This is a genomic window from Pseudomonas sp. 44 R 15, assembly GCF_900004965.1.
GTDB lineage: Bacteria > Pseudomonadota > Gammaproteobacteria > Pseudomonadales > Pseudomonadaceae > Aquipseudomonas > Aquipseudomonas orientalis_A.
This window is the reverse complement of the sequence record NZ_CVTU01000021.1, coordinates 1-16,072: the sequence shown is the minus strand read 5'-3', so window position 1 is coordinate 16,072 and position 16,072 is coordinate 1. Positions and strand designations below refer to the sequence as shown.

The following is a 16,072-nucleotide window of genomic DNA, read 5'->3' as shown; positions in this document are numbered from 1 at the left end:
TTTGGTGGACTTGTTCCCTCGCAGCGGACGCCAAGAAGCGATATTTTAATCGCAACCTTGGAGGCACCTATGTCACAGCAAACCCGCCGCAGTTACACCGACGACTTCAAAGCTCAGGCAGTGACACTCGCTGAAAGCATTGGTCGAGGAGAAGCAGCTCGACAGTTGGATATTTCGGTCAAAACCTTAGGTAATTGGCTGGACGCCGCACGCAACGGGCGTCCTCTCAGTTCTCCTGCCCGGCATCCGGTCTCTGACCTGGAAAGCGAGCTGGCTCGGCTTCGAGCTGAAAATGCCACGCTCAAAATGGAGCGAGAAATCCTAAAAAAAGCGACGGCGTTCTTTGCCAGAGAGTCCAACTGAGATACGCCTTCGTCGCCCGTGAACGGACTCACTTTCCAGTCAGGCTGTTATGTCGAGTGATGGAGGTCTCGGTGTCGGGCTTTCACGGCTATTTGAAACGCCGGGAACGTCCTGATCCAGACGCTGAAATTCGCCTGGAAATTCGTGCGATTCATCATGCCAGTCGCGGCACTTATGGGCGCCCGCGGATGGTCAAGGCACTTCATAACCGATCTTTTTCAGTTGGGCATAAGCGAGTGGCCCGGTTGATGCGAGAAGAAATGTTGCGAGGGAAAATCAAGGCTCGGTTCAAACACTCGATGGATAATCGGTATATCCAGCCAATTTCCGACAACGTGTTGAAACGACGTTTTTCTGTGACAAGCCCAACTCCCGCGTGGGTGGGCGATATCACCTATATTTCGACGCGTCAGGGGTGGCTATATTTGGCCGTGGTGCTGAGTATCCAAACACGCCAGGTACTCGGTTACAGCCTGTCGGAACGGATGCCTGAGGGTCTGGTGCAGCAGGCTTTTTTGAACGCCTGGACGAATACACCAGTTGATCAGGGTGTAATTTTTCACTCTGATAGAGGTCGGCAATACACGGGCAGCGGTTTTCGCAGCATGATCTTGGACAGGGGTTTTGTGCAAAGCATGAGCCGTAAGGGCAACTGCTGGGATAACGCTGTAGCAGAGAGCTTTTTTGCCACACTCAAGAAGGAAGAAGCTACCGGTGTGTATCCCAGCAAAGCACAGGCTCACGCATCTATCGCGAGCTACATCCATGGTTTTTACAACCCGACACGGCTGCACTCGGCGCTGGGATACAGCTCACCTAATGACTACGCAAAGCAACTGAAGCAAACTGCTTAACGCTCGCTTTATGGCGTACGTTTTGAGGGAGCAAGTCCATGGTTACTTTGGGGCTTTTCCAAAGTGACCCGCCGTCAGGGCGGAACCCTAAGTGGCCGTTACCGCAGAAACGGATATGTACTCGGTCCAATCCAACATCCCGGCCAGCCCCGAGGCCGCCATCGGGGGCAAGCCCCCTCCCACAGTTGGCTCTCCATACCCCTAGACCAACCGCGCACGCCGAGCCTTGAGCCCCGCCACCAGCGAAGGCGCCAACGCCACCATCGCCGAGCCCATCACCACCACCAACGCGCCAAAATACCCCAACGCGTTGATCGCTTCGGCCTGCACAAACTCCGGCCACAACCACGCTGCCAGTGCCACCGCCACAAAGGTCACCAATGGCGTCAAGGCCAGGGTCGCACTGACCCGCGACGCCTCCCAATGCGCCAGCGCTTCGGCAAAGGCGCCGTAGGCCACCAGGGTATTCATGCAGCACGCCAGCAGCAGCCAGCCTTGCAGCGGGCTCAGTTGCAGCGCCTCCAACGGGTGCGCCCAAGGCGTCAGCAACACCGCACATGAGAGGTAGATCACCATCATCACCTGCAGCGAATTCCACACCGTCAGCAACTGCTTCTGACCCAAGGCGTAAAACATCCAGATGGTGGTCGCCAGCAGCACCGTCAGCACCCCGGCGGTGTAAGTCCCCATCGATGTCAGCAGTTCCACCAGGCGCTGGTTGAAAAACAGCCCGAAGCCGATGATCAACACCACCAACCCCACGCCCTGCCCAAGGCTGAAACGCTCCTTGAACACAAACACGCTGGCGATCATCAGGAAAATCGGCCCCATCTGCACCACCAGTTGCGCGGTACCGGGGCTGAGCATCTTCAAACCCACCAGATACAACACGTAGTTGCCCACCAGCCCGCACACGGCCATCGCCACCAGCCAGCCGCCCCTGGGGCCAAGTACCCGGCGGCTGGGCAAGCGCCGCGTGAACGCCAGATAGATGAACAGGCAACTGCCCGCGACGATCAGGCGAAACCAGGTCACCGTGATCGGGTCCATCACCTGCAGTACCTGTTTGAGCTTGATCGGCAGAATGCCCCAGAGCAGCGCGGTCAACAGGGTCAGGAGAAAACCGTAGACCCAGCGGCCCGAAGAGATGTGCATGAGTGCCCCAGATGCCAGAGGAAGTGGAACCGGCATTCTAGGGGCATGCGGTGCGCTTTGGGTATCACGCTGTGTTCAGGGCACGCCCATCACCAGTACCCCGCTGCCGCTGATGGCGCCGGCGGACGGCAGCGAGCCGGCTCGACGTACCAGGGAAAACGTCACGTCATCGGCGCCCGAGCTGTTGGTGATGCGGGTCAGGAACGAACCGTTGACCGGTACGGCGGCCCCGTTACGCACCAGGGCCGTACCCACATCGGCATTGGTCATCAGCAGCAGGCGCGAATCGAACCCGGTGCGGGTGCCTTTGTACGTGATGGTGATGGGTGTGTTGATACCGCCGTCCGGGCAGGAATAGGTAAGCCTGCGATTGCTGACGATGGACGTTGTCAGCGGGTCGGTGCCTATCCCCCGTTGATGCACATTGCCAAAATTGATCTCGATGGGAGTGTTGTTGTTGATCGTGCAGGTTGATGGGGAAATATCGAAGTTGTTGGCGGCGGTATAGGTGAGGGTCAGCTGCGGTCGGCTGGCGTCCCAATTGTTCGAACTGGTAAGACGCAAAAGCCCCAAATTGTCGCCTGCCCGAATACTGATCGGATTGGACGGAAAGTTACGCACCAATATGTACGGGGTGATATTGATCGGGTAAGCCACCCCGTTGTTGGGCATGGTCGCTACTCTCAAGCCAGAGAGCACCGGGGTATTGTAGAACGACCCATTGATGCGCAAGCCAGTCCCTTGGCCGCTGAATTTCGGCCCGGGCGTCCAAGGTGTGCCTGACGCGTTCCCGGTAGCCCAGTAGTCCTCTCCCCACGCCGGGCCCTGCCCTGGAGAGTACCGACATTCCAGACGCGCCCCTTCCATCATGATCCGGGTACGGTCTGCACTCAGCGTCACCGTGACCGGGACCTGCATGTTGGGATTGCCGGTAATCCACCCGCCGCCATTAATGCGGCAATCAACGGCAATTGCCGTCATGCTCACACTCGTCAGGGCAAGCACCACCATGACGCCAAATAGTCGTTTCATCTTGAACTCTCTCGAACATCTGAAAAAAAGTGCGTATCCCCCTGTGCTAGCGGGCGTGGTCTTATGCATCAGGGCACTCCCATCACCAGCACACCGCTCCCGCTGACGGCTCCGGCGGCCGGCAGCGACCCGTTGCGTCGAACGAGAGCAAACGTCACATCGTCCCCGCCTGTGCTGTTGCTGATATGTGTCAGGAACGAACCATTCACAGGTACCGCTGAACCCGCGCGGACGAGAGCCGTGCCCACGTCCGGATTGTTCATCTGCAACACACGTGAATCGAATGACGACGGGCTGCCTTTGTAGGTGATGGTGATGGGTGTATTAATACCGCCTTGCGGGCAGGAATATGTGAGCCTGCGGTTGCTGACGATGGATGTTGTCAGCGGGTCAGTCCCGATGGCTCGCTGGTTGACGGGGCCGAAGTCGATATTGATCGGATTGTTGTTATTGATCGTGCAGGTGGATGGAGAGATGCCGAAGTTATTCGCGGCCGTGTACGTGAGCACCAGCCGTGTACTTCCCGAACTGTAATTATTGGTCTGCTGGAGGTTCAACGCGCCCAGGGTATCCCCTATCCGAACCTCGATAGGGTTGCTCGGATCGTTACGCAGCAAAATGTAGGGGGCTATATTGATGGGATACCCCCCACCGTTGTTTGGCATGGTCGCGATCCGAATATCGAACGGCACCGGGGTGTTATAAAACGCGCCGTTGATACGTAAGCCGGTACCCTGCCGGGTAAACTTCGGGCCGGGCACCCAAGGGGGGCCGGCCTGTGCAGAGGTTCCCCAAAAGTCTATGCGTGTAGGGTGGGCAGGCGAAGGAGTGAATCGGCACTCCAACCATGCACCTTCAAGGATCAGGCGAGTGCTGTCCGAGCCTACTCGGACGGTGACAGGGACCTGCAGGTTGAGAATCCCACCGTCGCCAACGTATTGCCACCCACCGCCATTAACGCGGCAATCAGCCGCTCGTACGGTCGTGGCCACACTCAGCAGGACAAGAAGCACCATAGCGCCATAAAGTCGTTTCATTTTAATCTCTCGTTGCTCTGCTCTCCCCAGCCAAAGCCTATGGATAGTCCAGCGTAAAAGTTGAGGTCACCGTGTAGGCACCGTGCCCGATGGTTTGATCCTTGATGGCGGTCGGCTCGCCCTGCACGTAAGCCTTGAGTTCGATGGCATTGCTGCCGTCGCTCAACACCTGTTTGTCGCTGACGGTATTCAAGGGCAAGGGTTTGTCGCTCAGGGTTTCCATGCCGACACCAATGCCCGAGGCACCGCTGCCACCGTCCAGCGCGAGCAAGCCGCGAAGCTCTCTGTTCTCCGTACCGCCGAAGGTGATGGTCACCGAGTTGCCGATCGTGGTATCGCAGTCTTCCAGGTGCAGCTTGAAACGCTTACCCACCGAGCGCGTGTTGATATAGAGGTACTTGCTGGTGAGGTCCCAGAGTTCCAGCGTGATGGCCTCGTCGCCGGGGCGCAGGGTGCAGGCCTCTTCAACCAGATTGCCTTTGAAACGCAGATTGTCCGCCGCCTGCCCCACGGGGGTCAGGCCGACGGCGAGCAGAACGGCCAGGCCTGCCTGTTGAACCCTTTGATATCGCATCGAATAAGCTCCTACTGGTATTCGGCCAACAACGTGGCCACCGCCGTGAACCTGGCGGGAGGCAACGTTGCTCCGGGCTGTTGCACCGGCACTACCTCAAGGGTCGGCGGTGACGACAAGGTGATGTCCATGGGCGTATTGAGTGCAAATGGCAGGTTGTTCTGAAAAACCCGGATGCCCAACGCAGGCACGCTGGTCTGCACCGCTGAACCGTCGAACGCCGTGGGCGTGCCGTTGACGCTCAGCTTCAATGCCCACGGCAGGGTGTCGGCGCCGCAATTGATGACGTAGCCGACGCCTCTGCGATACCTCACCCCATCGACGCGTTTTACCCCGACATCGCCAAAGTCGATCTCGATGGTGTTGCCCGCATCGATCGTGCAGGGAGGCGGTTCGTTCAGCGTTCCACTGAACGTCAAGTTGGCCGACGCGCCACTGCACAGGCCGATGGCACACAGGGCGAGTAGCGCTCGCGGCTGCCAAGCTGTCATGGGTCGTTCCTCTTTTTATCGGTAACCATCATTGGTAATCGACCACCAGGGTCGCGGTCGCGTCGAAGGCCCCGCCGGTCAGCTGGCTGCCCGCACGTTTGACCGGCACCGCCTGCACCACGGGAAAATTGGGGTAGGTAAAATTCACCGCGGTATTGAGCGGCCAGTCAGCGCCATTCACGAACAGCCGCACGCCCAGGTCCGCCTTGCGGGTGGCGAGCGCGCGGTTGTCAAACGCCGCCGCCGTGCCCTTGAGCTCCAGACTCAACGCATTGCTGAAAGGCGAATCGCAGGTGACGGTATACGGCACCCCTCGCCGGTAATTGACCCCATCGACCCGTGACGTCAGCAGGTCATTGCCGAACGGTACGTCGAGCGTGCTGCCACCGTTGATGACGCACGGCGGGGGCGCGATGATCACCGCGCGAATGGTCAAATTGGTGTCGGCCTGCAGGCCCTGGCTGACCGCCAGCAACACGCCGGTGGCGATCAAGCCGATTGATTTAGCCATCGTTGCACCCTTACTCATAAGTGAGCCTGAAATCCACCACCGCCCTGAATGCCCCGCTGGTCAACGGCGCAGCGGTGCGCGTGGGCCGTACATGCCAGGTCTGGGTATTGCGGCCCACGGGCAAAAACAGCGGCTGGCCCCTTGAGCCCAACTGCACGTCGCGACCGAGGGCATCGGTCAACTGCAGGCCCATGCCGGTAATGCCCTGCACTCTGACCAGGCGTGGATCGTCGGCATCGGCCGGCGCCTCGAACGTGACCGACAGCACCGGTTGGTAAGCGCTCCAGGTCAGGTTGCCCGTACGCTCATTGCGTATACGACCGGCGGTGCGCAGGCAGTCGGTGAAGCGCAGCTGAAACGCCTTGGGCGTCGCCTGGTCACCGGGCCGTTGCAACTGGCTGGTCGACACGGCCTCCAGATCGACGGTCTGGTGCAGCGAGGTCATTTCCAGGCTGCACGGCGACTCGTGCATGGACCCGAGCACATTCAGCATGCCGCTCATGCCTTCGATATCCTCCTCGTCCGCGGCCTGTGCGCCCATGGCCAAGGCCCATAACAGGCCGCCCAGCACTTTCACTTTTTGCGACGTCATGACGTTCTCCCGCACCATTACTCATTCGCCGGCGCGGCCTGCCGGTTCACTGTGCAAGTGTCCCCCGTGCAGGTGAAGGCCAGGAGCGGGCGACCGCCGTAGTCGTTCACATAGGCCAGATAAGGGCTGCTGCCCAACGCCTTGGCGGTGCTGCCCAAGGCCAGGGTGCCTTTGGGGGGAACCATCAGCGGCACGAAACCCGGCACGGTTTTGCCGTCCTTGCTGTCACGCGCATCCACCAGCGTCACGTAATACGGCGTAGGGTTATTCACCCGGTATTGATCGCCTTCACGGGTCAGGGTCAGTTTTTCCTGCCACGGGTTGGACAAGTCCTGTTGGCTCGGCTCGATGGCTTGTGGGCGGTAGAACAACTTGATGCGGGTCTGCAGCGCGATCTGCAGGGTGTTGGACTTATCGCTGCGCGGCGGAATTTCCCTCAAGTTGAAGTAGTAGACCGTCTCCCGATCCTGCGGCAGCGCCTTGGCCGCCGGCAACGCCTGGACCTTCACCTGGCTTTGTTTACCCGGCTCCAGGCGTTGGACCGGTGGCAGCACAATCAACGGCGTGGTGATTTTCTTGCCGGTTTCGTCCTCGATCCAGCCCTGGGCCAGATAGGGCAACTGGGTATTGTTGTTGGTGATATTCACGCTGGTGGCGTCTTTGCCACCGTCGAAAATCACACGGGTACGGTCCAGGCCCACGGCAGCGTTGGCGTTCTGGCTCAAGGCCAGGGCCAACAGCGCGAAGGCTGGAAAGAGGTGACGTGTAGTGGGCATCATGAGGCTGTGTTCTCCGTATCGATAGGCGTGCCGGACAGCCCGGCGGGCTCGGGCAGGGATGGATCGGCGGCTACCGGCTGGCAGCGCAGTTGCAGGGCATCGGTCAAACCATCGGCAGGCAAAGTGGCCGGCAGCGTGAGCAGGCACCGCGCGTCCCCGCCCCAACTGACGGTCATCTGCTCGCCGGCCTGAATGCCGCTCAAGTAGACTTCGCCGCCGTCATTCACGATGCCGGTGTCCTGTTGCTTGAGGTTCTGCACCGTCGCGCCGAAAGGCGGCGAACTGCCATCCGCCAGGCGCAGCACCGCCATGGCCTTTTCACCGGCAATCACATCCAGCGAGCGATAACCGATCGCGCCTTCGGTGAGGGTCAATTGCGTGACGGATTGAGTGGCTTCGACATTGCTCGGCAAACGCTCCAGATCAACACTGGCGGCAGTGCGCTGATAGCTGCTGATGTCCGAAATCACGGCTTTGCCGAAGGCATTGCTGCGGGTCGGCGCGCCATAACCGCGCACCGGCACATCGGGCACACCGGCGGTATCGACCATCAGGCGGGTGCCGCCTGTACTGGTGGTTCGATGAAGCGCCGCACCCTGGGCCGTGAGCGTGGCACCGCCGCGCGCGGAGACGCCGAGGCTGCTGGAACCGCCTTGCTGCCTGCTGGCGCTCACATCGAGGTCGACGTTGTCGCCCATATGGCTCAGGTATCCGCTGGCGGAGGTGTCGCTGGCACTGAGCTGGTAGCTGTTGCGCTCATCGAGGCGATCGCTGTAGCGCGAGGTAAAGCCGTTTTTGCCGGCGGCTCGATTGGCGTCCAGCGACAGCGTGCCGGTACGCCCCAGCGGCAGGCTGACCGTCAGCGCCATGCCGTTGTCCTTGTAATTATATTCCTGGGTGCGGTACATGTTCAGGGACAGGCTCATGTTCTTGACCGTGCCCACATTGAAGTAGCGCGACAGCGACATGTTCCAGCGGTGCGTGTCCGGCCGGTCCCAGTAGGTTTGCTTGTTGTAGCTGGCGTAGACGGTGGCGCCCAGGTCACGAAACTGCTTGTTGACCGTCACCGTGTACAGCGCCTTGCTGCCACCGATAGGCTTCCAACCCTCGTTGAGGTCGCGATAATCCCCTCGCCCGCCGAGTTCGCCGTTCAACCCGTAATGCCGGGCATCCAGGTACTCACTCATGCTCAGGAAGTTCTTCTCGGAAAAGCGGTAGCCGGCGAAGGTCACCTGGCTGTCGTACTCTTCGAAGTTCTTCGAATATTGAAGGCGGTAGGATTTGCCCGAGAGCGTCTCGTTCCATACGTTGGCACGCGACTGCGTGACATCCAGCGAGACGGCGCCGAACGCCAGCAAGTCCCGCCCGGCGCCCACGGATAACGCCCGATAGTTGTTATCGGTGATACCGCCACCGAACAACGACCAGCCATTGCTCACGCCCCAGGAAAACTCTCCGGTACCGAAGACGGCACCATCGGAGCCCGTCTGAAGGTTGGACGGTCGCCCGCTTGCCAGCTTGTAACGGACCTGGCCCGGGCGCGTCAGGTAAGGCACGCCGGCGGTATTGAGTTGGAAGGTATGCACCGAACCGTCCTGTTCTTCCACCCGCACATCCAGCTTGCCGGTCACCGCATCATTGAGGTCCTGAATGCGAAAGGGGCCCGCCGCAACCAGGGTTTCGTAGAGCACACGGCCCTGCTGGCTGACGATGACTTTGGCGTTGGTCCGGGCCACACCGACCACTTCCGGCGCATAACCGCGCAAGTTGGGGGGCAGTTGGCTTTGATCCGAGTTGAGCGCGGCGCCGGTAAAGCGGAAGCTGTCGAACAGGTCCGAATACAGATAGTTCTCACCCACCACCAGGCGCGCCTGCAACGCGGGAATGGCGCGATACGCGTAGTAGCGGCTCCATTCCAGCTTTTGCGGGCCGGCGGCCTCCTGCCGACCGCTCTCCACACGCCCCTGCCAATCCGCCCTGAGCCGCCAGGCACCGGCATTGGCGCCCACGGTGCCATTGCCGCTGAGGTTTTGCCGCCGGCCATCGTTGCGCTGGTAATTGGACTGCGCCGTCAGGCTGTAGTCCACCAGCAGCCCCGGCACCCCTTCATCCCATCGGGAAGGCGGGTCCCAATTGATAGCGTTGTATTCAAGGTAGGCCTGGGGCACGTTGATGCTCAGGGTAGAGGTGGCCAAATCACCCCTGACCTCCATGCCGGGCAAGCTGGTTATATCCAGGCACTCGCCGTCCTTCCACCACAGCCGTTGGCCGGCTGCGGACACTTTCAGCCCCAGTTGTTCGACCAGACTGCTCGACAAACAGGCCTGGCTGCCCTTGGGGTCGTTATCGGGGGGATAGAACGCCACCGATTGCTCAGCAATAGGCTGGGCATTGAGGTGCACTTCCATCGAGTAAGTGCCCGGCAGAATGAATCCACTGCGCGCAAATTGAGACAAGTCAATATTGGCGCGATCGCTCAGGTCGAGAACGTCGGTATTGAACTCGATATCCCCAGCGCCCATCGCCGTACCTGCCAGTGACATCAACCCGCCGAACAGCCCGGGACGCAGCGTTTTTTTGATCTTCGACGTATTCAACATGCAAGCCTGTCCATCACTGTTCAAAAGTATTCCAACTTGAACCGCACTGCGGCACTGTGAGCCCCGACCACCAATGGCAAGCCGTTGCCGACCAGGAAAAACCGGTAGTTGAGTGTCATGTCACCTTCGGCCAGCGGAACCGGCGCCATGCGTTGCCCCGGCAGGCTTTCCTGGCCGGCGGCGTCGATGATGTGCAAGGCCACCCCCTGGGAGTCGCCAGACACTGCGAAGGAGAGCCCTGCCCTGTCGGTAGGGCCTTCGAACGTCACGCGCATGTGTTCCCAATCCGGCAGGCTTGCACCTGGGCGCGAAGGGTCCGGGCGGCTCAACGAGCAATTGACCAGACGCAGTTGAAAGGGATGGTCTTCGCCCCGCGTGTTGCGCAACAGCCGCCCCACCGGCTCGGGCGGCATCTCGATGGTTTGATCGATACTGGCAAGCTCCAGCCCGCAGGCGGAATCAACCACTTCCCCTCCCAGCAGCACGACCCCATCGCCTTGCGCAGTCGCCTGGGCGACGGCACAAGGGCTGATGAGTGTCGTTAATGAAGAGGCGATAGCCAGACGTATGAATGTGTTCACCTGGATCTCCCGTCAGCGTCCCCCCGCCACACCGGGTGGCGGGGGTGAAACTTACTGATAAGCCAAAGTGAAATTGGTGACCGCGCTGAAGTCGCCGGGAACGATGTCCCCAGTGGCGGCGCCTTGGACGTAAGCCCCGAATTCCAGCGTGTTATCACCCACGCTGATGACTTGCGGGGCGGTAGGAACACCCAACTTAACGAGGGCACCACCATGGGTCATCATGATGCCCAGGTTGCCCGCACCGCCGACCGTACCGATCGCGCCGGGCACTACCGTGGAGGGCGCGCCGGTGAAGGTCGTGGTGACAGTGTTGTCAGTGAGGCCGGCCAGGTCGCAACCTTCCAGTTCGATCAGCACGCGTCGGGCTTCCGATTTGCCACCCGCTTGCAACTGATGCTTTGCAATCGCACCCAGGCGAACGGTTTGGTCGACGGAGTCAGGCTTGATTGAGCAGGCACCCGAGTGGACCGACCCGATAAACGTCACCGTTCCATCCGCCCCGTGCGCCATCGACATCGAACCCGCCAGCAGACCGACAGACAACAGCACAGTTTTCATTTTGATTTTCATCTACAGATTCCCACTTACAAGTGTCATTAAGAGCCTTGCCACCGATTGGCGCAGGGCTGATTGAAAGAGCGGTTTGACCTATGCGTCGAAGGGAGTTCCTGAAGTGCTTTTCCAACTTCTTGTATTGCATTTCAGGATCACGCTCAACGCCGGGCAAGTATCCACTGCACACTTGAAGTCGTAAGCCAGCTCTTTCCCTTAATGGCGTAGCCCTTGTATATCAATGCCTGCAGGAAAATTATGGCAATTTGCCAAAACTTTAAAAACAGCTGAAGGAATAGGCCTACATCTAAGTTAGATGAGAATTATTTAACAACGGAGAGAGCTGTAAGAATAAGGCTACATGCACTTTAAAACAATAAACTTCACGGCGGCTTTGCAACTAACTATTTGACCGGCGAGCCGAGACATTCGCTGAACTACAGATGCAAAAAGGGGGAGCAAAGCTCCCCCCGTCAGCGTGTGTTGCAAGCGTCAAGCAAGGCCTAACGCACGGCCTCAAACAACCCGGTTGCGCCCATTCCGCCGCCCACGCACATGGTGACGATGCCGTAACGCAGGTTGCGCCGTTGCAACTCGCGCACCAGGTGTCCCACCTGCCGCGAGCCGGTCATGCCGAACGGATGGCCGATGGAGATCGAACCGCCGTTGACGTTGTATCTGGCGTTGTCGATGTGCAGGCGGTTACGCGCATACAGGCACTGCGAGGCAAACGCTTCGTTGAGCTCCCACAGGTCGATATCCGCTACCTGCAAGCCTTTGGCCTTGAGCAGCCTGGGCACCGAGAACACCGGGCCGATGCCCATCTCGTCCGGCTCACAACCGGCCACGGTAAAACCGCGAAAGAACGCCTTGGGCTTGAGCCCCAGCGCCAGGGCTTTTTCCAGGCTCATCACCAGGGTCATCGACGCACCGTCGGACAACTGCGACGAATTACCCGCGGTCACCGAACCGTCTTCGGCAAACACCGGCTTCAAGCCACTGAGGCTGGCCAGGGTGGTGTCGGGGCGGTTGCAGTCGTCGCGGTCGACCACGCCATCGAGCACCTGCACTTCACCGGTATTCTTGTCTTCGACTGTGTACTTGACCGCCATCGGCACGATTTCATCGTTGAACAACCCATCCGCCTGCGCCTGCGCGGTGCGCTGCTGGCTTTGCAGGGCGTACAGGTCCTGATCCTCGCGGCTGACGTTATAGCGACGCGCGACGATTTCGGCGGTCTGGCCCATAGGGAAATAAATGCCGGGTACCTGCTCCTTGAGCAGCGGGTTGATCAGGTGGTCGGTGTTGACGCTTTTCATGGTCAGGCTGATGGACTCCACGCCGCCGGCGACAATGATGTCGCTGCAACCCGAAGCAATCTGGTTGGCGGCAATGGCAATCGCCTGCAGGCCTGACGAGCAGAAACGGTTGAGGGTCATGCCCGCCGTCCCCGTGCCCAATTGCGAGAGCACCGCCACGTTGCGCCCGATGTTGTAGCCCTGGGCACCCTCGTTGGAACCGGCACCGACAATGCAGTCCTCCACCGTGGCCGGGTCGATGCCGGTGCGGGCCAGCAGCGCGTTGACGCAATGGGCCGCCATATCATCGGGCCGGGTCTGGTTGAACTTGCCGCGAAAGGACTTGGCCAAGCCGGTTCGCACACTGTCGACAATCACTACTTCACGCATGGGGCTACCTCGATCTTGTGGTTGTGGATCGAGAATAGAGCCGGGCCCGGCTGCCCGCGATGATCATTCACTGCATGGATGCAAAAGCATGGAGGCCTGTGTGAGGTCTACCTGATGCGCAGAGATCCAATGTGGGAGGGGGCTTGCCCCCGATAGCAGACTGTCAGTCGATGCAGTTGCAACTGACCCACCGCCATCGGGGGCAAGCCCCCTCCCACAGTTGGATCGAGTCAGGCCCAGGCTATTTCTTTTTCTTCTTGTCGTGCTTGTCGGTTTCGGCGAATGCAGTCTATCCAGTGTGCACAAATCCAATGTGGGAGGGGGCTTGCCCCCGATGGCAGGCTGTCAGTCGATGCAGTTGCAGCTGACCCACCGCCATCGGGGGCAAGCCCCCTCCCACAGGTGGACCGAGTCAGGCTCAGGCTATTTCTTCTCGTCGTTGTCGTGCTTGTCGGTTTCGGCGAATACAGTCTATCCAGTGTGCACAAATCAAATGTGGGAGGGGGCTTGCCCCCGATGGCAGACTGTCAGTCGATGCAGTTGCAACTGACCCACCGCCATCGGGGGCAAGCCCCCTCCCACAGGTGGACCGAGTCAGGCTCAGGCTATTTCTTCTCGTCGTTGTCGTGCTTGTCGGTTTCGGCGAATACAGTCTATCCAGTGTGCACAAATCAAATGTGGGAGGGGGCTTGCTCCCGATAGCAGGCTGTCAGTCGATGCAGTTGCAACTGACCCACCGCCATCGGGGGCAAGCCCCCTCCCACAGGTGGACCGAGTCAGGCCCAGGCTATTTCTTTTTCTTCTTGTCGTGCTTGTCGGTCTTCTCGAATGCGTCTTCCAGCGCTCGGTTGATGGTGCGCAATACCTTGACCCGCGCCCAGCGCTTGTCGTTGGCTTCCACCAGGGTCCAGGGCGCCACCTCGGTGCTGGTGCGATCAACCATGTCGCCCACCGCCGCACGGTAGTCGTCCCACTTGTCGCGGTTGCGCCAGTCGTCTTCGGTAATTTTGAAGCGCTTGAACGGGATTTCCTCGCGGGCCTTGAAGCGTTCCAGCTGAGTGTCCTTGTCGATGGCCAGCCAGAACTTGACCACGATCACACCGGCATCGCGCAGTTGCTCTTCGAAATCATTGATCTCGCCATACGCGCGCATCCAGTCCGCCGGTGTGCAGAAGCCTTCGATGCGCTCGACCAGCACGCGGCCGTACCAGGAGCGATCGAACACGGTGAACATGCCCCGCGCCGGGATCTTCTGCCAGAACCGCCACAGGTAAGGCTGGGCGCGCTCGTCTTCACTGGGCGCGGCAATCGGCACGATGTGGTACTGGCGCGGGTCCAGCGCGGCCGCCACACGGCGGATCGCCCCGCCCTTGCCCGCCGCGTCGTTGCCTTCAAAGACGGTGACCAGCGCGTGCCTGCGCATGCGTTTGTCACGCATCAGGCCGGAGAAGCGCGCCTGCTCGGTAATCAGCTGTTCTTCGTAATCGTCCTTGTCCAGGCGCAGGCTCATGTCGAGGCTGTTGAGCAGGCTCATCTGGTCCACCGACGACGGCAGCGGTGCCGGGTTCATGCCACTGGCCTTGACCCTGGCCTGCTTCAACGCGCTTTGCAGGCCTTCGAGCAGGATCTTGCCCACGGTCAGCCCACGGTAATGCGGGTCGACGCCCTCGATCACATGCCACGGTGCGTAGTCGCGGCTGGTGCGGCGCAGCACGCGTTCACCAAAATGCACGAACTTGTCGTAGGTCTTGGACTGCTGCCAGTCCAGCGGGCTGATGCGCCAGCTGTGCAGCGGGTCATCGGCCAGGGCCTTGAGCCGGGCCTTCATCTGTTTCTTGGACAGGTGAAACCAGAATTTGAAGATCAGCGCGCCTTCGTCGCACAGCATCTTTTCCAGGCGCTCGGCACCGGCGATGGCCTGGTCCAGCCGCGCGTCCTTGATCTGCCCATGCACCCGGCCCTGCAGCATCTGGCTGTACCAGTTGCCGAAGAAAATGCCCATGCGGCCTTTGGCGGGCAACTGTCGCCAGTAGCGCCAGGCCGGCGGGCGGGCCAGTTCTTCGTCGGTCTGTTGGTCGAAGGTGCGCACTTCGATCAGGCGCGGGTCCATCCATTCGTTGAGCAGCTTGACGGTTTCGCCCTTGCCCGCGCCTTCGATGCCGTTGATCAGGATGATCACCGGGAAGCGCTTCTGCTGTTGCAGCTCGTACTGCACTTCCAGCAAGGCCTCACGCAGGGCCGGCACTTCGGCGTCATAGGTGTCTTTGTCGATGGCGTGACCGATTTCGGCGGATTCGAACATGGGCAGCTCCGTTTCAAGATGGCTCAAGACTAGCGGATTGGGCAACGACACGCGGGAGGAAATTCAACCGCCGCTTGCCGTGGATCAATTCAACACCGGTTGATCGGCTAGAATGGCCGCCTTGTCTTAACCTGCCGTTATTTATACGAGCCCCCATGACCCCGATCACCCACGCCCAGCTCGACTGGGACGACCAAGGCCGCCCGCACTCGCGGGTGTTCGATGACGTGTACTTCTCCGACCAGTCGGGCCTGGAAGAAACCCGTTATGTATTCCTTGAGCAGAACCGCCTGCAGGCGCGTTTTGCGGCCTTGCCGGCCGACGGGCGCCTGGTGATCGGCGAAACCGGATTCGGCACGGGCTTGAATTTCCTGTGTGCCTGGCAGTTATTCGACCAACAGGCGGTGGCCGGGGCACGCCTGCATTTTGTCAGCGTGGAAAAATACCCGCTCAGCCATGCCGACCTGCAACGCGCCCTCGCCCTCTGGCCCGAGCTGCAACCTTACGCCGAACAGTTGCTGGCCCAGTACATCGCCATCCATCAGGGCTTTCAGCGCCTGGTGCTGGACAACGGCCGCGTCACCCTGACCCTGTTGATCGGCGACGCCCTGGAGCAACTGCCGCAGCTGGACGCGCAAATAGATGCGTGGTTTCTCGACGGCTTTGCCCCGGCGAAGAACCCGGACATGTGGACCGCCGAGCTGTTCGCCGAACTGGCGCGCCTGGCCGCACCGGGCTCGACCATCAGCACCTTCACCAGCACCGGCTGGGTACGCCGGCTGATCAATGCCGCCGGGTTCAAGATGAAACGCACGCCCGGCATTGGTCACAAGTGGGAGATCCTGCGCGGGGAGTTCCTGGGGTGGCCCGAGGACCGTCCGGCGCCTGCACGCGCCAAGCCCTGGTTTGCACGGCCGGCGCCGGTCAGCGGTGACCGCCACGCCATTGTCATCGGCGG

General features: G+C 60.4%; 16 protein-coding genes. 3 read left to right on the top strand and 13 right to left on the bottom strand.

Translation table 11 applies throughout. The annotated features are described in order from the left end of the window. A partial coding sequence (locus BFP93_RS01505) for a transposase (RefSeq protein ID WP_218061226.1) occupies nt 1-363 on the top strand: 363 nt, incomplete at its 5' end. Continuing rightward, the gene (locus tag BFP93_RS01500) at nt 360-1,217 is read left to right on the top strand and encodes an IS3 family transposase (RefSeq protein WP_065891665.1); all 858 of its coding nucleotides are present in this window, start codon (nt 360-362) and stop codon (nt 1,215-1,217) included. The genes BFP93_RS01505 and BFP93_RS01500, both read left to right, overlap by 4 nt. A gap of 201 nt (nt 1,218-1,418) precedes the next feature. On the opposite strand, the gene BFP93_RS01495 is transcribed toward BFP93_RS01500, so the two are convergent. The 13 genes from BFP93_RS01495 to pap all read right to left on the bottom strand — a co-directional run bounded on the left by BFP93_RS01495 (nt 1,419) and on the right by pap (nt 15,114). Further along, nucleotides 1,419-2,372 (bottom strand): DMT family transporter, encoded by a 954-nt coding sequence (locus tag BFP93_RS01495; protein WP_065883282.1) that lies wholly within the window; start codon nt 2,370-2,372, stop codon nt 1,419-1,421. Between the two features lie 75 nt (nt 2,373-2,447). After that, nucleotides 2,448-3,404, bottom strand: a complete 957-nt coding sequence (locus BFP93_RS01490) for a fimbrial protein (RefSeq protein WP_065891664.1) — start codon at nt 3,402-3,404, stop codon at nt 2,448-2,450. Between the two features lie 68 nt (nt 3,405-3,472). Beyond that, entirely contained in the window at nt 3,473-4,441 is a 969-nt protein-coding gene (locus BFP93_RS01485; RefSeq protein ID WP_065891663.1) for a fimbrial protein, read from the bottom strand. A 37-nt stretch (nt 4,442-4,478) separates the two neighbouring features. Then, nucleotides 4,479-5,015: a fimbrial protein gene (locus BFP93_RS01480; protein ID WP_065883286.1), complete on the bottom strand. Its 537-nt coding sequence runs from the start codon at nt 5,013-5,015 to the stop codon at nt 4,479-4,481. Nucleotides 5,016-5,026: 11 nt separating this feature from the next. Beyond that, nucleotides 5,027-5,506, bottom strand: coding sequence for a fimbrial protein (locus BFP93_RS01475; RefSeq protein WP_065891662.1), 480 nt, complete (start codon nt 5,504-5,506; stop codon nt 5,027-5,029). A gap of 28 nt (nt 5,507-5,534) precedes the next feature. Beyond that, nucleotides 5,535-6,017 (bottom strand): fimbrial protein, encoded by a 483-nt coding sequence (locus tag BFP93_RS01470; RefSeq protein WP_065891661.1) that lies wholly within the window; start codon nt 6,015-6,017, stop codon nt 5,535-5,537. Between the two features lie 10 nt (nt 6,018-6,027). Continuing rightward, a complete protein-coding gene (locus tag BFP93_RS01465; protein ID WP_065891668.1) occupies nt 6,028-6,609 on the bottom strand; it encodes a fimbrial protein in 582 nt (193 codons plus the stop codon). A gap of 17 nt (nt 6,610-6,626) precedes the next feature. Next, entirely contained in the window at nt 6,627-7,388 is a 762-nt protein-coding gene (locus tag BFP93_RS01460) for a fimbria/pilus periplasmic chaperone (protein WP_065891660.1), read from the bottom strand. Next, nucleotides 7,385-9,988 carry an outer membrane usher protein gene (locus tag BFP93_RS01455; RefSeq protein WP_165386537.1) on the bottom strand — a complete coding sequence of 868 codons (2,604 nt, stop codon included), beginning with the start codon at nt 9,986-9,988 and terminating at the stop codon, nt 7,385-7,387. Before BFP93_RS01455 ends, BFP93_RS01460 begins: the two co-directional genes overlap by 4 nt. A 20-nt stretch (nt 9,989-10,008) precedes the next feature. After that, entirely contained in the window at nt 10,009-10,569 is a 561-nt protein-coding gene (locus BFP93_RS01450) for a fimbrial protein (RefSeq protein ID WP_065891659.1), read from the bottom strand. 51 nt (nt 10,570-10,620) lie between these two features. Further along, a complete protein-coding gene (locus tag BFP93_RS01445) occupies nt 10,621-11,142 on the bottom strand; it encodes a fimbrial protein (protein ID WP_240995392.1) in 522 nt (173 codons plus the stop codon). Nucleotides 11,143-11,627: 485 nt separating this feature from the next. After that, the gene (locus BFP93_RS01440; protein WP_065891658.1) at nt 11,628-12,812 is read right to left on the bottom strand and encodes a thiolase family protein; all 1,185 of its coding nucleotides are present in this window, start codon (nt 12,810-12,812) and stop codon (nt 11,628-11,630) included. Nucleotides 12,813-13,599: 787 nt separating this feature from the next. Further along, the gene (gene pap / locus BFP93_RS01435; RefSeq protein ID WP_065883298.1) at nt 13,600-15,114 is read right to left on the bottom strand and encodes a polyphosphate:AMP phosphotransferase; all 1,515 of its coding nucleotides are present in this window, start codon (nt 15,112-15,114) and stop codon (nt 13,600-13,602) included. 155 nt (nt 15,115-15,269) lie between these two features. Here pap and mnmD point away from each other — a divergent pair. After that, the coding region (mnmD, locus tag BFP93_RS01430) for a tRNA (5-methylaminomethyl-2-thiouridine)(34)-methyltransferase MnmD (RefSeq protein ID WP_141687925.1) at nt 15,270-16,072 on the top strand (803 nt) is incomplete at its 3' end.